Annotated in this window: 18 protein-coding genes; 6 read left to right on the top strand and 12 right to left on the bottom strand. The window is 71.3% G+C overall.

Annotation, left to right across the window (positions count from 1 at the left end; genetic code table 11):
• Positions 1-2 precede the first annotated feature (2 nt).
• The 5 genes from AC0666_RS21050 to AC0666_RS21030 all read right to left on the bottom strand — a co-directional run bounded on the left by AC0666_RS21050 (position 3) and on the right by AC0666_RS21030 (position 5,759).
• Positions 3-1,640 (bottom strand): alpha/beta hydrolase, encoded by a 1,638-nt coding sequence (locus tag AC0666_RS21050; RefSeq protein ID WP_478708118.1) that lies wholly within the window; start codon positions 1,638-1,640, stop codon positions 3-5.
• A gap of 114 nt (positions 1,641-1,754) precedes the next feature.
• Positions 1,755-3,632, bottom strand: coding sequence for an AMP-dependent synthetase/ligase (locus AC0666_RS21045; RefSeq protein WP_468962710.1), 1,878 nt, complete (start codon positions 3,630-3,632; stop codon positions 1,755-1,757).
• A gap of 461 nt (positions 3,633-4,093) precedes the next feature.
• Entirely contained in the window at positions 4,094-4,498 is a 405-nt protein-coding gene (locus tag AC0666_RS21040; RefSeq protein WP_478708117.1) for a hypothetical protein, read from the bottom strand.
• Positions 4,499-4,822: 324 nt separating this feature from the next.
• Complete coding sequence (locus AC0666_RS21035; RefSeq protein ID WP_468962706.1) at positions 4,823-5,152, bottom strand: ATP-binding protein; 330 nt, start codon at positions 5,150-5,152, stop codon at positions 4,823-4,825.
• Between the two features lie 85 nt (positions 5,153-5,237).
• On the bottom strand, positions 5,238-5,759 hold the full coding sequence (locus AC0666_RS21030) for a hypothetical protein (protein WP_478708116.1): 522 nt from the start codon (positions 5,757-5,759) through the stop codon (positions 5,238-5,240).
• Between the two features lie 120 nt (positions 5,760-5,879).
• Here AC0666_RS21030 and AC0666_RS21025 point away from each other — a divergent pair, with 120 nt between their 5' ends.
• The 4 genes from AC0666_RS21025 (at position 5,880) to AC0666_RS21010 (ending at position 8,725) form a co-directional block, all read left to right on the top strand.
• A complete protein-coding gene (locus AC0666_RS21025) occupies positions 5,880-6,200 on the top strand; it encodes a hypothetical protein (protein WP_468962702.1) in 321 nt (106 codons plus the stop codon).
• A 72-nt stretch (positions 6,201-6,272) separates the two neighbouring features.
• Positions 6,273-6,749: a hypothetical protein gene (locus tag AC0666_RS21020; protein ID WP_478708115.1), complete on the top strand. Its 477-nt coding sequence runs from the start codon at positions 6,273-6,275 to the stop codon at positions 6,747-6,749.
• A 12-nt stretch (positions 6,750-6,761) separates the two neighbouring features.
• On the top strand, positions 6,762-8,207 hold the full coding sequence (locus tag AC0666_RS21015; protein WP_468962698.1) for a hypothetical protein: 1,446 nt from the start codon (positions 6,762-6,764) through the stop codon (positions 8,205-8,207).
• 62 nt (positions 8,208-8,269) lie between these two features.
• A complete protein-coding gene (locus AC0666_RS21010) occupies positions 8,270-8,725 on the top strand; it encodes a hypothetical protein (protein ID WP_468962696.1) in 456 nt (151 codons plus the stop codon).
• Positions 8,726-8,783: 58 nt separating this feature from the next.
• Here AC0666_RS21010 and AC0666_RS21005 read toward each other — a convergent pair whose 3' ends face one another.
• From AC0666_RS21005 to AC0666_RS20985, 5 genes are all read right to left on the bottom strand, one after another.
• Positions 8,784-10,127 (bottom strand): dicarboxylate/amino acid:cation symporter, encoded by a 1,344-nt coding sequence (locus tag AC0666_RS21005; protein ID WP_468962694.1) that lies wholly within the window; start codon positions 10,125-10,127, stop codon positions 8,784-8,786.
• A 343-nt stretch (positions 10,128-10,470) separates the two neighbouring features.
• Entirely contained in the window at positions 10,471-10,737 is a 267-nt protein-coding gene (locus tag AC0666_RS21000) for a DUF4229 domain-containing protein (protein ID WP_468963492.1), read from the bottom strand.
• Positions 10,738-10,884: 147 nt separating this feature from the next.
• Positions 10,885-11,409 (bottom strand): GNAT family N-acetyltransferase, encoded by a 525-nt coding sequence (locus tag AC0666_RS20995; protein WP_468962692.1) that lies wholly within the window; start codon positions 11,407-11,409, stop codon positions 10,885-10,887.
• A gap of 106 nt (positions 11,410-11,515) precedes the next feature.
• Complete coding sequence (mqnE, locus tag AC0666_RS20990; RefSeq protein ID WP_468585046.1) at positions 11,516-12,679, bottom strand: aminofutalosine synthase MqnE; 1,164 nt, start codon at positions 12,677-12,679, stop codon at positions 11,516-11,518.
• A 53-nt stretch (positions 12,680-12,732) separates the two neighbouring features.
• On the bottom strand, positions 12,733-13,188 hold the full coding sequence (locus tag AC0666_RS20985) for an Lrp/AsnC family transcriptional regulator (RefSeq protein ID WP_361722164.1): 456 nt from the start codon (positions 13,186-13,188) through the stop codon (positions 12,733-12,735).
• Positions 13,189-13,318: 130 nt separating this feature from the next.
• Between AC0666_RS20985 and AC0666_RS20980 the strand changes: the two genes are divergently transcribed.
• The gene (locus AC0666_RS20980; RefSeq protein ID WP_356851947.1) at positions 13,319-13,450 is read left to right on the top strand and encodes a hypothetical protein; all 132 of its coding nucleotides are present in this window, start codon (positions 13,319-13,321) and stop codon (positions 13,448-13,450) included.
• Here AC0666_RS20980 and AC0666_RS20975 read toward each other — a convergent pair.
• Entirely contained in the window at positions 13,447-14,130 is a 684-nt protein-coding gene (locus AC0666_RS20975; protein ID WP_468962691.1) for a UbiX family flavin prenyltransferase, read from the bottom strand. The genes AC0666_RS20980 and AC0666_RS20975 overlap by 4 nt on opposite strands.
• 91 nt (positions 14,131-14,221) lie before the next feature.
• Here AC0666_RS20975 and AC0666_RS20970 point away from each other — a divergent pair, with 91 nt between their 5' ends.
• Positions 14,222-14,827, top strand: coding sequence for a rhomboid family intramembrane serine protease (locus AC0666_RS20970; RefSeq protein WP_468962689.1), 606 nt, complete (start codon positions 14,222-14,224; stop codon positions 14,825-14,827).
• On the opposite strand, the gene AC0666_RS20965 is transcribed toward AC0666_RS20970, so the two are convergent.
• The gene (locus tag AC0666_RS20965; RefSeq protein ID WP_468962687.1) at positions 14,820-15,404 is read right to left on the bottom strand and encodes a Uma2 family endonuclease; all 585 of its coding nucleotides are present in this window, start codon (positions 15,402-15,404) and stop codon (positions 14,820-14,822) included. The two genes, AC0666_RS20970 and AC0666_RS20965, sit on opposite strands and share 8 nt — an antisense overlap.
• Positions 15,405-15,454 lie beyond the last annotated feature (50 nt).

Below are 15,454 nucleotides of genomic sequence, written 5' to 3'. Positions count from 1 at the left end.
CGTTAAGACCCGGCGGGGCAGGAGCTGCGGCCTGCCGGGAGGCGGCCGTCGACCAGGAAGCGGGTCACGTGCTCCCGTACGCAGCGCGAGGCGGAGTAGCCGGTGCGGCCGACGCCGTGGTGGTCCAGGACCACCGCCGGGCCGCCGAGGCGCCGCGCCGTCTCCTGCGTCCAGCGGTACGGGGTCGCCGGGTCCGCGCGCGTGCCGACGAGCAGCATGCGCGGGAGCCCGGCCGGCTGGTCGATCCTGCGGAGGAAGTCGGTGCCTGCGGGGCGGCCGTAGCAGGAGAGCACGGCCGCCAGCTGCTGCGGCCCGAAGACCTGCGAGGCCCGGCGGAAGTCCTCCTCCAGCCCGTCGATCTCCTGCGCGAGGGCCGCGGCACCGGCCTCGTCCCGGCTGTGGCCGGGGTCGTCGGCGCAGTTCACGGCGGTCAGTGCGGCCGCGCCGTTGTCGGCGGGCACGGGGGGTACGGGAGGTGCAGGCGGTGCGGGGGCCGCGGCGCCGCTCTGCCCGCGCGGCGGCTGCGTCGGGCCGCCGAGCCGGAGCAGGCCGCCCGGGTCGCGCTCCCGTTCCACGAGGGCGAGGCCCGCGGCGAGAACGGGCCACGTCTGCTTCGCGTCCAGCGCGGTGGCGAGGGAGGAGACGGCGTCCTGGCCGGTGAAGTACGAGCCGTCCTCGCCGACGAGCGGTTCGGCGTCGAGCCGGCGGACGAGCGCACCGACCTTCTCTTGGGCGGTGCGGGGGTCGGCGCCGTAGACGCAGTCCTTCCGCCGGGCGCACCAGGCGAGGAATTCGTCCAGGGCCTGCTGCCGGCCCCGCGCGGTGACGAGCGCCCGCTCGACCAGCGGTTCGGTGAGGGTGTCGACGCCGTCGAGGACCATCCGGCCGGTGGTGCGGGGGAACTGGGCGGCGTACACCGCGCCGAGGCGGGTCCCGTACGAGAAGCCGAGGTAGTTGAGCTTGGCCTCGCCGAGTGCCTGGCGGATGCGGTCCAGGTCCCGGGAGACGTTCACCGTGCCGATGTACGGCAGGACGGGGCCGGAGGCGAGCTCGCAGCGCCGGACGACGGCGCGCAGGGCCGCCAGCCGCGCGGCGGCGTCCTTGTCGGAGGCCGGGTCGGTCTGCTGGGAGCCGCCGCAGCTGACGGGCTCGCTGTGGCCGACCCCGCGGGGGTCGAAGGCGACGAGGTCGTAGCGCTCGCCGAGGGCGGCGAAGGCGGCGGGGTCGGCGGCGAGTCCGGCGATGCCGGGGGCGCCGGGGCCGCCGAAGTTCAGCAGCAGCGAGCCGAGCCGCCGGTCGGGGTGCCCGGTGGCGGGCAGCTTGGCGACGGCCACCCGTACGACGCCCTTCCCCGGACGGGTGTGGTCCAGCGGCACGTCGAGGGTCCCGCACCGCATCCCGGCGGGCACGGCCGTCTGGGCGCACTCGCCCCACCGGATACCGGGCCGGGGGTCCTGCGCCACGCCCAGGGAGGCGGCCAGCAGCGCGACACCACCGCCGACGACGACACCGATCCGGGCCCGCGAACGCCCACGGGCCGGGGCCGGGGCCGGGGCCGGGGCCTGGGCACGGGCACGGGCACGGGCACGCCCATCGGCACGGGCACGGGCACGAAGAAAACCGGACCGGGACTGGGGCACGCCACCCTCCTAGGGCAACCCCCCGGGACCCATCGGCCCCCACCCTAGGCGCCCCCGGGCCCCCCTGCACGGCGAAGCAACCCGGGGCGACACCCGACCCCTCCGCCGGCGGGCCTACCCGTTCCCGGACGGCGGCGTCCGGTACATCGCCTCGATCTCGTGCGCGTAGTCCCGCGCCACCACGCCCCTCCTCAGCTTCAGCGACGGCGTCAACTGCCCCCGCGCCTCCGTGAACTCCCCCGCCACCACCGCGAACCGCCGGATCGACTCCGCCCGCGACACCAGCCGGTTCGCCTCGTCCACCGCCCACTGGAGGTCGGCCCGCAGTTCCTCGTCCGCCACCAGCTCCCTCATGGGCACGCCGGTCTTCTTCCGCATCTGCCGCCAGTGCGCCAGCCCCTCCGGCTCCAGGGTGATCAGCGCCGTGACGTAGGGCCGGTTGTCGCCGACGACCATGCACTGTCCGACCAGCGGATGAGCCCGCAGGCAGTCCTCCAGCGGGGCCGGGGCCACGTTCTTGCCGCCGGAGGTGATGATCAGGTCCTTCTTGCGGCCGGTGATCGTCAGGTATCCCTCCCCGTCCAGCTCGCCGATGTCCCCCGTCGCGAACCACCCGTCACCGCCCTGGACCGCCTGGGCCGAGTTCCAGTACCCCGTGAACACGTGCCGGCCCCGCAGCAGCACCTCCCCGTCCTCCGCGATCCGTACCGCCGTACCCGGCAGCGGCCACCCCACCGTCCCGAGCTTCGGTTTCAGCGGCGGCGTGACCGTGCTGGCGCCGGTGGTCTCGGTGAGCCCGTACCCCTCGAAGACTTCGACGCCCGCCCCGGTGTAGAAGGCCGCGAGCCGCCGCCCCAGGGGGGAGCCGCCGCTCAGGATGTACTGCACGCGGCCACCCAGCGCCGCCCGGATCCGGCGGTAGACCAGCGGCTCGTACAGGGACCGCGCCGCCCGCAGGGTGACCCCCGCGGCCCTGCCCTCCACCGCCGCCTCCCCGTACCGCTGCGCGATCCGCGCCGCCCGGTCGAAGGACGCGGCGCGGCCCATCCGTTCGGCGGTGGCCCGCGCGGTGTTGTAGACCTTCTCCAGGACGTACGGGATGGCCAACAGGAACGTCGGCTGGAATCCGGCCAGGTCCGCGAGGAGGTCCTCGGTACGGATGCTCGGCGCGTGTCCGAGCTTCACCCGCGCCCGCAGGCAGCCGACGGCCACCATCCGCCCGAAGACGTGCGACAGCGGCAGGAACAGCAGGGTCGACGCGGGCTCCCTGCTCACCGACTTGAAGACGGGATGGAGCAGTTCCACGGAGTTGTCGACCTCGGCGAAGAAGTTGCCGTGGGTGATCACGCAGCCCTTGGGCCGTCCGGTGGTCCCGGAGGTGTAGATGAGCGTGGCGACGGAGTCGGGCGTACGCAGGGCCCGGCGCGCGTGCACGACGGCGTCCGGCAGGTGCTCCCCGGCCTTGACCAGCCGGGCCAGCGCCCCGGTGTCGAACTCCCACAGGTGCGCCAGCCACGGCAGCTGGGCCCGTTCGGCGCTGATGATGCGCGCCTGCGCGGTGTCCTCGACGGCACAGGCGACGGCGCCGGAGTCCTGGATGACCCAGCGGGCCTGGAGCGCGGAGGAGGTCGGGTAGATGGGTACCGTGACCAGCCCGGCCGCCCAGCCGGCGAAGTCCAGCAAGGTCCACTCGTACGTCGTACGGGCCATGATCGCGAGGCGGTCCCCCTCGCGCAGCCCCTCCGCGATCAGGCCCTTGGCGACGGCCATCACCTCGGCCGCGAACTCGGCGGCGGTGACGTCCCGCCAGCTGCCGTCCCGCTCCTTCCGGGCGAGCACCGCCTCCCGCGGCGCCTCCCGGGCGTTCAGGAACGGGATGTCCCCGAGCGACCCGCTCCCCGGCACCCCGACCAGCGCGGGGACCTCCACCTCCCGAACGACCCCGTCGACGGCGGTGATCACGGGCTGGACCGGCTCCGGCAGGGCTTCCACGGCGCTCTCCTCGGCTCGACTCCGGCGTTACCGCCGGTAATCTACGGACGAGTCATCGCCCTGACCACCCTCTCGACAGGCCCTGACCGCCGTGCGCACGACTCCTCCACCCGCCGCCCATACGCCTCCACGCGGGAAGCGGTCAGGCCGCGACCGCCGCGTCGGGAGGGCAGTCCCGGCAGCGGCCCGGTTCGGGGGCGCGGAAGGCACGGTCGCAGCCGTCGCAGGTCTGGAACGGGTCCGGCCGTCTGACCTCCGGCTTGGAGGGCGCCTTGGGCAGGTGCGGCGGGAGCAGGGCGGCCAGGCGGTACGCGAGGACCGATGCGGGGTGGCGGAGCGGCTCGGGGAGGTTCGCCGACAGCGCCGGCCCGACGGCTTCGGGATCGGCCCCGCGCTCCAGCCAGAGCGACAGGGCCGGCGCGAGCCTCCGTACGTCCCGCTCGGACAGCAGCAGCCGCGGGTCACGGCCGCGCAGGTCGGCGAGGACGCCCGCTGCCCGGGGATCGACCGGCCCCGCCGCGGGCGGCTCGGGCTGCGGCCGCGGTTCCGGGCCCGGCTGGGTCCGGCTCCTGTGGGGGCGGGGAGGGCGGTGGGGGCGGGGGCCCGGCCGGGGCCCCCGGGTTGTTGTACGAGTACGTACGGGTCACCACCTGCCCCGTGTCCAGCCGTACGCGCCGCCGCTCCAGGTACCCGTGCGCCTCCAGCTCCCGGAGGGCGGAACCGATCCGGATCTCCCCCTCCCGGAACCGCTCGGTGAGCGCCTTGATGCCGACCGGGGCACCATCGGGCAGTGACTGGATGTACGCCGCGACCCCGATGGCCGTCGCCGACAGGTCGGAGTGCTGGAGCAGGTGGTTGCCGACCACGGTGAAGTGACGGGCGTGCCTCGTGTTGACGTGAATGACACCGTATCGGGGGGTCCCGGCGGGAACTCGGGACGAGGAACGCGAGGGCGCGCTAGTGTGCTCAAGAGCCATTGGGAAGATGCTGCTTCCTGGTTGGTCAGGCCCTCGGCCGGGATGGCAGTCCCGCCGGGGGCCGTCTCATGTCTGCGGTTGTCGGGGCGAGCATCTGCCCGCCAACCGGCGCGAAATCCAGTTGAGTTGGCACGGTTCACCCGACCGAGCGACGCGGGCCGGTGGGGTTGGGTTGGTTGGTTCTTTCCCCCGGTTCTTTGGCTCTTTATGCGTCTAGGCACGCCGGATCGCGGCGCCCCGCGACCCGGCCGTGAGGGAGACGTCCGCCCACACCACCTTGCACGGAGCCGGCCCTTCCCTGACGCCCCAACGGTCCGCAAATGCTTCGACCAGGACGAGCCCCCGCCCCGAGTCGCGGATCTGCGGGATCCGGTCTCGCCGGGCGCCCGTCACCTCGATGCGCAGCGTGCCCGAGGTGACGGTGAGCGCCAGCCGGAAGTCCCGCCCCGGGACGCGCCCGTGGGTCACGGCGTTGGCGGCGAGCTCGGCCACGATGTGCGCGGGCGCCACCAGGGGGAGCCCCCAGCCACGCAGTTGTTCCACAGTGAGCAGGCGGGCCAGCGGGGCGCCGCGGGGGGGGTGGCGGAGAGCTGGACGTGAAAGTTGACGAGTTGAGAGATCACGTCACTCAGCGTGGCCGTCCGTGCGTAACGTGAGAAGCGCCGCGGCCCGTACGTCCCGCGACGTCGAGGCTGAGGTGGCCGCCGCGCAGCAGCCAGCCGCCGTTCCAGGTGACCGGGGAGCCGCCACCGGTCCAGGTGATCGTGAAGCCGCCGTTCCCGCCGCCGTCCGCCATGACCGTGGCCGCTCCCTTCACGGTCTTGCCGTTCGGGGTGGTGGACTCCAGGTTCCAGTTGCCCTTGACGAAGGCGTCGAAGGCCCGGGCGGCCACACCCGAGGTGGCGGGAGCCGAGGCTGCGGTGGACGCCGCCCCGGTCGACGCGGTCGGGGCGGCGGTGGCGCCGGAGGGCCCACCGGTGGTGGGGGACCCGGAGGGGCCGGGGGCTCCCCCGGGGCCGGACGGTGGCGGGGCGGCCCGGTCCTTGCCCGGCCCGCATGCCGCGAGCAGTGACGCGCCCACGCCGATCACCAGGTAGCGCAGTGCGTTGCGCCGCCCGGTGATCCGTGCCGCCGCGCGTATCTCTCCCACCGTCACCGTCGTTCCCCCGTAGGCCTCTTGGACAAGAGCAGCCGACTATACGGCCGACTCCGGACCCGGGAACCGCTTGATCGTCCACTGCGTCATCGGCAGGGTGAAGGACGCAAGGCGATGACGTACGGGCGCGAAAACATCGATCTGCCCGAGGACCGGGGCTGTCTTCAGTGGGTCCTGGGCGTCCCGCTCGGGATCCTCCACCTGCTGAACGCCGCTGCCGTCCTCTCGGCCGTCCTCGCAGGCCCCCGGGGCGACTGGGACCACCGGGGCTACGAGCGCATCGACGCCATGTGCTTCATCTCCCTGTGCCTGAGCGTGCTCGGCCTGCTGATCACCCTCGTCCCGAGCATCCGCCGCGCCCTGGGCCCGTGGTGGCTCGTCCTGCCGCTCGCCCTCGGCGTGATCGCGTACACGCGCATGGCCACACTGGGCTGACCTCGCCGAAGGCCCAACAGCCGTGGCAGGTATCCCAGTTGCGCTGTCTCAAGGCCGTGGTGAAATGACCTGATGGCATGGAATGAGTGGGAGAGCGCGAAGGCCGAGGTGGCCGCCCAACGGCAGGTGTCGATGCGGCTCAACCAGCTGCCCGGCGGCCCGGGGGGCGGCAGCGGTCAGGCCGATCTGGTCGCACACCAGGACGACCTCGGTGGCGTGGGCCACGAGGCCTTCCTGCTGCACGGCAAGTTGCAGAAGCAGGCCGACATCGCCGGCGCCGGGTCGAACAAGGAGGGGGCCGGTTCCACGATGCAGGCCGCCGCAACGTTGAAGGCGAGCAAATTCGCCCTCGGAGTCGAGCTGGAGACGACGGTCTCGGTATGGACCTCGCAGGTCCAGACGGTTCTGCAGGCCTGCGCGCACATATCGAACCATCTGGACTACTCGAAGAAGGCGCACGCCGAAGACGATGCCGCGATCGCGGCTTCCCTCCGGAACCGGGACGGCTCTGCCGTGCCGGTGTCGCGTCTCACCGAGTACTTCAAGTAGGGGCAGCACGGAATGAACTACACCGAGCTCATCGAAGTCGATCTCGGCAAGCTGGGAACCGCGGTCGCGGACTGGAAGCGCATGGCCGCAGATCTGGAGCGCCTCGGCGGGGAGGCCAGCGACGGCCTGAAGGCGAAGGCGGAGAAGGCCCGCTGGGAAGGGGTCAACGCCGGAGTGACCCGCGACTTCACGGGAAAGACGGTGAAGGAGTTCGAGGACCTGCACGCGGAGGCGAAGAGCATCTTCAGCGTCCTCGACGACGCCCACACCGAGCTGAAGAGCCTCCAGCAGCGGGCGAAGGGCCTGGCGGACGACGCCAGGGAGAACGGGTTCTTCGTGAGGGTGGGCAAGGACGGGGGAACGGTGGTCGTGGAACCCCTGATGTGCACGGTGGAGGGCCCCAACCAGAGGCAGAAGGACCTGATGCGCTGGTACGCGGACACCCTCGCCGACGTGGTGACCCACGCCTCCGAAGTCGACGCCGCCGCGGTACGGGCGCTGCGCGCGAGCCACGGCGGCGACCCCACCAACCCGGGCCACGCGACGTACACCTCGCTCGACGGGGAGATGCTGCCCCGGGCCGTGAAACTGGCCGGTCTCGGCGAGGACGCCAACGACAAGCAGCGCAAGGAGCTGCGTCGGCTGTGGCAGTCGCTCAGCCCCGAGTCGCGGGCGCAGCTGTGGACGCAGCACAAGGACGACCTGCTGGCGGCGGGCCTGCTGGCGCCGTCGGTCAAGCAGGTGTCCGCGGACAAGGGCGCGGGGGCGTACGACTCCGAGTCCGCCGGCGCCGAGGACTACTGGAAGGAGCTCCAGGCGAACGGGATCTCCAACACGGGTGACTTCATGGGCAAGACGGACGCCGCCCGGCACATGGACCACTACCTGAACGGCTCGGGCCTTCCCCTCGACCTGGATGTCGACCGGATGCTGAACGACGAGGACGACCAGGTCCTCAATCAGCGGACGTCGAAGGTCCGCACCGAACAGCAGGAGGAATGGCGCCGCCAAGCGCTGGAGGCCTTCGAGAAGTCGGGCGGAAAGCCCGTCGCCATCCCGGTGGAGACGGGCGGGATGGGCTACACCCACGAGAAGGGGCCGGACGGTACGAACAACTGGTACCTGGCCGTGGGCAGCGCCATGACGAACCAGACCGGTGTGGTCACGGCGGTTCCGGGTCCGGACGGCAAGCCGCAGGTCAGCATCGATTACCAGGTCAACGTGTGGGACCGCTACAACTGGGACCCCGGCAAGGCGACTCCCATCGGCCCGACCACGGTGACCGACGCCGACATGGCCCGTCTGCACCGGACGGGGCTGGCGCAGGAGTTCGACATGAGAGGCAGCAGCTCCGTGCAGCACCACGACCTCGGCTCCGGGGGCTCCTGGCCCGAGCCGAAGGATCCGGGCCGGGACGGGACGCGGACGGACATCGGCCGGAACGGGGACGCACGGTGAGGGGTCTGCAAGGACGGAAGCGGTGTGCGGCGGTCGTCGCGGGAGCGGCTGCGCTCCTCGTCATGACGGCCGGGTGCTCGGGGTCGCCCGGCGGCGGCGGAACCCGCGAGACCCGCGGCGTGACCTACTGGGTGGACGGGGCCACCGTGGAGTCCGTCGCGAAGACCCTCCAGGTGCAGGTGCCGGCGACGGCCACCGAGGCCAAGGCCGCCCATCTGAACGGGCTCCAGGACGACAGCCTGATCCTGGCGTTCGTGCTGCCCACCGCCGAGGTGGACGGCTTCGTCGCGGGGCTGAAGCCCGAGGAGCCCCTGCGCCTGCGGGAGCAGCCCTTGACGTTCGACTCGGACGCGACGGCCCCCTTCACGCACCTGGGGCTGCCCGCGCCGGATCTGCTGGGCCATGTCCGCGAGGGCCAGATCTGCGCCCCCTGCAAGGACGATCTGAACTGGCTCAAGATCTCGGTGGCGAGCGTCGACGGCCAGAACAGCCGCATCTATCTGAGCGGCGTGGACTGACCGACGCACCGCAGCCCCTGCCCGGACGGGGGCGGGGGCTGCGGCGGGTACGGGGCGGTCAGGCGGCCACGGGTACCGGGGTGCGGTCCTCCAGGGGGGAGGACGAGGCGGCCTCGTAGGCCTTCTTGTCCAGGATTCCCTCGCGGGCCGCGACCACGACCGGGACCAGGGCCTGGCCGGCGACGTTGGTGGCGGTGCGCATCATGTCCAGGATCGGGTCGATCGCCATCAGCAGGCCGACACCCTCCAGGGGCAGGCCCAGCGTCGACAGGGTCAGCGTCAGCATGACGGTGGCGCCCGTCAGGCCGGCCGTGGCGGCCGAGCCGACCACCGAGACGAAGGCGATCAGCAGGTAGTCGGTGATCGTCAGCTGCACGTCGAAGATCTGGGCGATGAAGATCGCGGCGAGCGCCGGGTAGATCGCGGCGCAGCCGTCCATCTTCGTCGTGGCGCCGAACGGGACGGCGAAGGAGGCGTACTCCTTCGGGACGCCGAGGCGCTCGGTGACCTTCTGGGTGACCGGCATGGTGCCGACCGAGGAGCGGGAGACGAAGGCCAGCTGGATCGCCGGCCAGGCGCCCTTGAAGAACTGGATCGGGTTGACCTTGGCGACCGTCGCGAGCAGCAGTGGGTAGACACCGAACATCACGAGCGCCGAGCCGACGTAGACGTCCGCGGTGAAGGTGGCGTACTTGCCGATGAGTTCCCAGCCGTACGAGGCGATCGCGGTGCCGATCAGGCCGACGGTGCCGATCGGGGCGAGGCGGATGACCCACCACAGGGCCTTCTGCAGCAGCTCCAGGACGGATTCGGCGACGTTCAGCACGGGCTGCGCCTTGCTGCCGAGCTGGAGGGCGGCGATACCGGCGACGGCGGCGAGGAAGACGATCTGGAGCACGTTCAGCTCGGTGAACGGCGTGACGATGTCCTTCGGCACGATGCCGGTCAGGAAGTCGAGCCAGGAGCCCGTGCGCTTGGGCAGCTTGCCGTCCTGCGGGGTGAGGCCGGTGCCGGCGCCCGGGTTGGTCAGCAGTCCGATCGCGAGGCCGATGCCGACGGCGATCAGCGAGGTGATCATGAACCAGAGGAGGGTGCGGGAGGCGAGCCTGGCGGCGTTGTTGACCTTCCGCAGGTTGGTGATCGACACCAGGATCGCGAAGAAGACCAGCGGGGCGACGGCCAGCTTCAGGAGCTGGACGAAGATGTCACCGATCTGTTCCAGGGTGGTGGCGAGCCAGCTGACGTCCTGGCTGCGTGCGATCCAGCCGAACAGGACGCCGAGCGCGAGACCGGTGACGATCTGGGCCCAGAAGGGGAACTTGAACGAGGCCTTGGCGGGCGCGGGCGCGGGCTCGGGGGCGGACGCCGGCGTGGGGGCCGGGGCCTGAGGGGTCGCGGACACGGACACTCTCCGGGGGAAACAGAGGAAAAGAGAAAAGGGTGTGGGCGTGGGTTCAGCGACAGCCACAACAGGCCGCGGACACGCGGCGGCAGAGGTCGACGTGCAGGCGCTCCACGAGCGGGACGCCCGTGGCCATGGGGTGCGCAACTGTGGTCAACATGTTGAACACGCTAACACTTTCGCTTTGAGAACCTCAAAGGCGTACTTTGAGCCAGCGGCGGGTCGGCCCCGCCCCCCGGGGGCCCGGGGTGCCGGGAACATGCGAAAGCCCCGGCGCCACGGGTGGTGAACCCGGCGTCGGGGCAGTTCGGTGTGTGAGGAAGCTAACGGGGGCCGGCGGCGCTCAGGCGCGGGCGGCGTCGTCGGCCGCGTCCTCCTGCGAGCGGCTGGCGGCGAGCTTCGACTTCGCGTCCGCGACGCGTCCGGCGATCTGCTCGGACATCTCGTCGCGCTGCTTGCGCAGCAGTACGAAGGACAGCGGCGCGGAGATCACCAGGGCGAGCAGCACGACCCACGCGAAGTTGGCATCGCCCAGCCCCGCGGGCACCAAGCCCAGGCGGACCAGCAGGGCGACCAGGACGAGGCATCCGACGAAGACGCCCAGGCGCATCGCGGTGTAGCGGATCGTCGCGCTCGGCTTGAGGGACACGGTGACCCCTTCTTTCTCGTCGTCCTACGTCGTCACGTGCCCGTCCAGTGAAGCACGCCGGGCCGCCGTCACGGCCCGGCGGGGGGTGGGCGGGTGTTGCCGCGCAGCTCAGTGCAGGGGCAGCAGCATCGTGATGTCGTCGCGGTCGTCGCCCGGGGCCACCCGGATGGCGTCCGGGACGCGGCCGACCTCCTTGTAGCCGCAGGAGGCGTAGAAGTGCTCCAGCCCGAGCCCGCCGCGGCAGCCGAGCCGGATCGCCTCGATGCCGTCGAGCGAGCGTGCGGCCTCGGCGAGGGCGTCCATCAGCGCGCGCCCGACACCCCGGCCCTGGAGCTCGGGGCTGACCATCACCGTGTACGCCCAGACCCAGTGCGTCTGGAGCCGGTGCGCGTTGAAGGCGAGGACGGCGCAGGCGACGACCCGGCCGCCGCCGTCGCGGCCGACGAGGAGGCGGTGGCGCCCTTCGGCCATCGCGACGAGGTGCTTGACCAGCTCGGGGCGGATGTCGTCCACGGTGACGGGTGGCACGAACCCGACGGCGCCGCCTGCGTTGGAGACATCGGTCCAGAGCTCCGCGATGCCGTCGCGCAGGGCGGGGTCGACGACCGGATCGAAGGTGAAGGTAATGGTCATTATGGAAGAGTACCCATTACCTGCCGGGGTGGGCAACGGAGAAACGCGGCAGGCCCCGGTCCACCAGGGGACCGGGGCCTGCCGTCGGAGAACCGGAGCGGCCGGCTCAGACGCGCATCGCCTGCGGGGTCTCGCGCAGCGCCGCGTCGGGGCCGGGGTACTCGCGGATGACCTCGTAGCGCGTGTTGCGCTCGACCGGGCGGAAGCCGGCCTCGCGGATCAGCTCCAGCAGGTCTTCGCGGCCCAGCTTGTTCGGGGTGCCGTAGTTGTCCGCGTCGTGCGTGATCTTGTACTCGACGACCGAGCCGTCCATGTCGTCCGCGCCGTGCTGGAGCGCGAGCTGCGCGGTCTGCACACCGTGCATCACCCAGAACACCTTGACGTGCGGCACGTTGTCGAACAGCAGCCGCGAGACCGCGAAGGTCTTCAGGGCCTCGGCGCCGGTCGCCATCGTCGTCCGCGCCTGGAGCCTGTTGCGGACCTTCCCGTCCTGCATGTCCACGAAGTCGTGCTGGTACCGCAGCGGGATGAAGACCTGGAAGCCGCCGGTCTCGTCCTGGAGCTCGCGCAGCCGCAGCACATGGTCCACGCGGTGGCGCGGCTCCTCGATGTGCCCGTAGAGCATGGTCGACGGGGTCTTCAGACCCTTCTCGTGCGCGAGCCGGTGGATGCGCGACCAGTCCTCCCAGTGGGTGCGGTGGTCGACGATGTGCTGGCGGACCTCCCAGTCGAAGATCTCCGCCCCGCCGCCGGTCAGCGACTCCAGGCCGGCCTCGATCAGCTCGTCCAGGATGTCGGAGGCCGACATCCCGGAGATCGTCTCGAAGTGGTGGATCTCGGTCGCCGTGAACGCCTTGAGCGAGACGTTCGGCAGCGCCTCCTTCAGTGCGGAGAGCGAGCGCGGGTAGTAGCGCCACGGCAGGCTCGGGTGCAGGCCGTTGACGATGTGCAGCTCGGTGAGGTTCTCGTTCTCCATGGCCTTGGCCAGGCGCACGGCCTCCTCGATGCGCATCGTGTACGCGTCCTTCTCGCCCGGCTTGCGCTGGAACGAGCAGTAGGCGCACGACGCGGTGCACACGTTCGTCATGTTGAGGTGGCGATTGACGTTGAAGTGGACGACGTCACCGTTCTTGCGCGTCCGCACCTCGTGGGCGAGGCCGCCGAGCCAGGCCAGGTCGTCCGACTCGTAGAGGGCGATACCGTCCTCACGGGTCAGCCGCTCGCCGGAGCGGACCTTCTCCTCCAGCTCACGCTTGAGCCCAGCGTCCATCGGCTGGTCGCCTCCTCTGTGTCCTGACGCCCTGTGTCCCCGCAACCGTACTCTCAGCGTTCCTCGGGCAGGTCCCCGACCCGGTTCTCCCACTTCGTGGAGAGCACGATGGTGGTGCGGGTGCGGGAGACGCCCTTGGTGCCGGAGAGCTTGCGGATGATCTTCTCCAGGCCGTCCACGTCGCTGGCCCGCACCTTCAGCATGAAGGAGTCGTCACCGGCGATGAACCAGCAGTCCTCGATCTCGGCGAGGTCGCGCAGCCGCCGGGCCACGTCCTCGTGGTCCGCGGCGTCGGAGAGGGAGATGCCGATGAGCGCCGTGACGCCGAGGCCGAGCGAGGCCGCGTCCACGGTCGCGCGGTAGCCCGTGATGACGCCGGCCGTCTCCAGCCGGTTGATCCGGTCGGTGACGCTGGGGCCGGAGAGGCCCACGAGCCGGCCCAGCTCCGCGTACGAGGCACGTCCGTTTTCCCGGAGAGCCTGGATGAGCTGCCTATCCACCGCGTCCATATACCTGGAGCCTTCCATTATTCGGCGATCCCGCAAGTTTACGTATAGAATCTAAGGCACACAGGGTCGACACCCTGTGAATCCGTCAACAGATCAACGATGATCTGACGAGCTTCAGGAGTGGTTCACCGTGTACACGATCGAGATGGCCTACGCGCACATGCGACAGCTCCAGGAGCTGGCCAACCGATCCCGCACCGACCAGCCCGCCGCCGCCCACCGCAACGACAAGACCCGCAAGCCGGGCGCCAGGAAGCGCTAGTCACCGCTTCCCTCCCGGGGGCGGCTGGTTCCCAGCTGCCCCTCCCACCGGCGGTACAGCGTGTGCGGCACCCCTGCCGCATCCAGCACCCGCCCCGCGACGAAATCCACCAGATCCTGGATGTGCGTCGCGCCCGCGTAGAACGCCGGAGAGGCGGGCAGCACGACCGCGCCCGCCTCGTCCAGCGCCACCAGATGCCTCAGCGTCTGCCCGCTGAGCGGGGTCTCCCGCACCGCGACCACCAGACGGCGCCGCTCCTTGAGCGTCACGCTCGCGGCCCGCTGCAGCAGGTCCTTCGACAGGCCGAGCGCCACCCCCGCCACACAGGCCGTGGACGCCGGCACGATCAGCATCCCCTTGACGGGGTACGACCCCGAGCTCGGCCCGGCGGCGAGGTCCCCGGCCGCCCAGTGACGTACGCCGTCCAGTTCCGGCCGCGCGAAGGCGGCGGGCTTGCCGTCCGCCCCGCGCTGCAGCCACTCGGCGAGATCGTCCCGCCAGTGCGCGTCGCGGTAGGCGATGCCCGTCTCGTCCAGCAGGGTCAGCCGCGAGGCCCGGCTCACCACCAGGTCCACACTCTCCCCCGCCGCCAGCAGCCCGCGGATCACCGCCGCCGCGTACGGCGTCCCGGACGCCCCGGAAACCCCGACCACCCAGGGGGCGCGCTTGCCGTCAGTCATGGCTACGAGACTATCCGGCCACACCCTGCGGGCACTCGCTAAGGTGTCCTGGACGTTCCAGGGGGTGGGACGCACGAGGGGCGGCGCGGCAGTGAGCACGTTGCAGGACACCTGGACGCAGACCGACCGGGCGAAGGCCGCGGCCCGGCTGATGCTGGGCTGGGTGGCCCTGTTGTGGGTCGTGGAAGCGGTCGATCACGCCACGGGGCACGCCCTCGACGCGTACGGGATCCCGGCCCGCGACCCGGCCGGCCTGAGCGGCATCCTCTTCGCGCCGTTCCTGCACTTCGGCTTCGGCCACGTCGCCGCCAACAGCATTCCGCTGCTGGTCCTCGGCTTCGTCACGGCCCTGTGGGGCATCCGCCGGTTCCTCGCGGTGTGCGGGCTGATCGTCCTGGCGGACGGGATCGGCATCTGGCTGATCGCCTGGCCGAACACCATGACGGCGGGCGCCTCCGGTCTGGTCTTCGGCCTGTTCGGCTACCTGCTGGTCCGCGGGTTCGTCGAGCGCAAGGCGCTGGGCATCGCCGTGTCCGTCGGCGTCGCGTTCGTCTGGGGCGCCACGATCGTGGTCGGCGTCCTCCCCACCGACGCCACCGTGAGCTGGCAGGGCCACCTGTGCGGCCTGGCGGCGGGCATCGCCACGGCCCTCTGGTTCCGCCGCCCGGCCCCGGACCGCCCGGCCGTCCTCAGCTGACGGCGGAGGGGTCCACGGGCAGGGCCGAGGTGTCGATGGCGAACTTGCCGATCCCGGTCTCGACGGTCAGTGTCTCCCCATAAGGGATGGTGTCCCGGCCGATGTACCCATCCGGGCCCGGGTTCCAGAGGGTCACGCAGTGCGCCTTGTACGGGTCGAAGATCAGGTAGTGCGGGATGCCGCGCCGGGCGTAGGCCAGGTCCTTGACCTCGTAGTCGTTCCGGATGCTGCTCGGCGAGACCACCTCGATCGCCAGCTCGATCAGATCCGGTGGGTACGCACTGAAGTTCTTGTCCGCCTCCGCCGCGGGAATCACCGCAAGGTCCGGGCAGAACTCATTGTCGCCGTCAAACGGCACCGCGACATCGCTGATGAAACCCCACTCATCCGACATCTGGGCTTCCAGCACGTTCCACAGCAGACGGATGGTCCTGGCATGGTGCGGCTTCAGCGGACTCATCACGACGGCGCCCTCGACAATCTCCATCCGGTAGCCCGGGAACATGTCCTCGAACCGGCTGAGCTGTGAGTGCAGGCGGTCGCTCTCCGAGACGGTCACGTCGGCCTCCCTGTCCATGCACTCGATGGTAGGCCGGACGGTACCCACGGCGTCAGACCGTGCGCACG

The sequence above is a fragment of the Streptomyces sp. NPDC043680 genome (assembly GCF_056436685.1).
Note: the sequence above shows the minus strand (reverse complement) of the source record. Positions and strands in the feature narration are given on the sequence as shown.

What these genes read in the sequence shown, in the direction of transcription:
- AC0666_RS21025 (WP_468962702.1), top strand. Translation starts at nt 5,880, where the DNA reads ATGACGTACGGGCGCGAAAACATCGATCTGCCCGAGGACCGGGGCTGT.
- AC0666_RS20985 (WP_361722164.1), bottom strand. Translation starts at nt 13,188, where the DNA reads ATGGACGCGGTGGATAGGCAGCTCATCCAGGCTCTCCGGGAAAACGGA.
- AC0666_RS21010 (WP_468962696.1), top strand. Translation starts at nt 8,270, where the DNA reads ATGACGGCCGGGTGCTCGGGGTCGCCCGGCGGCGGCGGAACCCGCGAG.
- AC0666_RS21015 (WP_468962698.1), top strand. Translation starts at nt 6,762, where the DNA reads ATGAACTACACCGAGCTCATCGAAGTCGATCTCGGCAAGCTGGGAACC.
- AC0666_RS21020 (WP_478708115.1), top strand. Translation starts at nt 6,273, where the DNA reads ATGGCATGGAATGAGTGGGAGAGCGCGAAGGCCGAGGTGGCCGCCCAA.
- AC0666_RS20975 (WP_468962691.1), bottom strand. Translation starts at nt 14,130, where the DNA reads ATGACTGACGGCAAGCGCGCCCCCTGGGTGGTCGGGGTTTCCGGGGCG.
- mqnE (WP_468585046.1), bottom strand. Translation starts at nt 12,679, where the DNA reads ATGGACGCTGGGCTCAAGCGTGAGCTGGAGGAGAAGGTCCGCTCCGGC.
- AC0666_RS20965 (WP_468962687.1), bottom strand. Translation starts at nt 15,404, where the DNA reads ATGGACAGGGAGGCCGACGTGACCGTCTCGGAGAGCGACCGCCTGCAC.
- AC0666_RS21000 (WP_468963492.1), bottom strand. Translation starts at nt 10,737, where the DNA reads ATGCGCCTGGGCGTCTTCGTCGGATGCCTCGTCCTGGTCGCCCTGCTG.
- AC0666_RS20995 (WP_468962692.1), bottom strand. Translation starts at nt 11,409, where the DNA reads ATGACCATTACCTTCACCTTCGATCCGGTCGTCGACCCCGCCCTGCGC.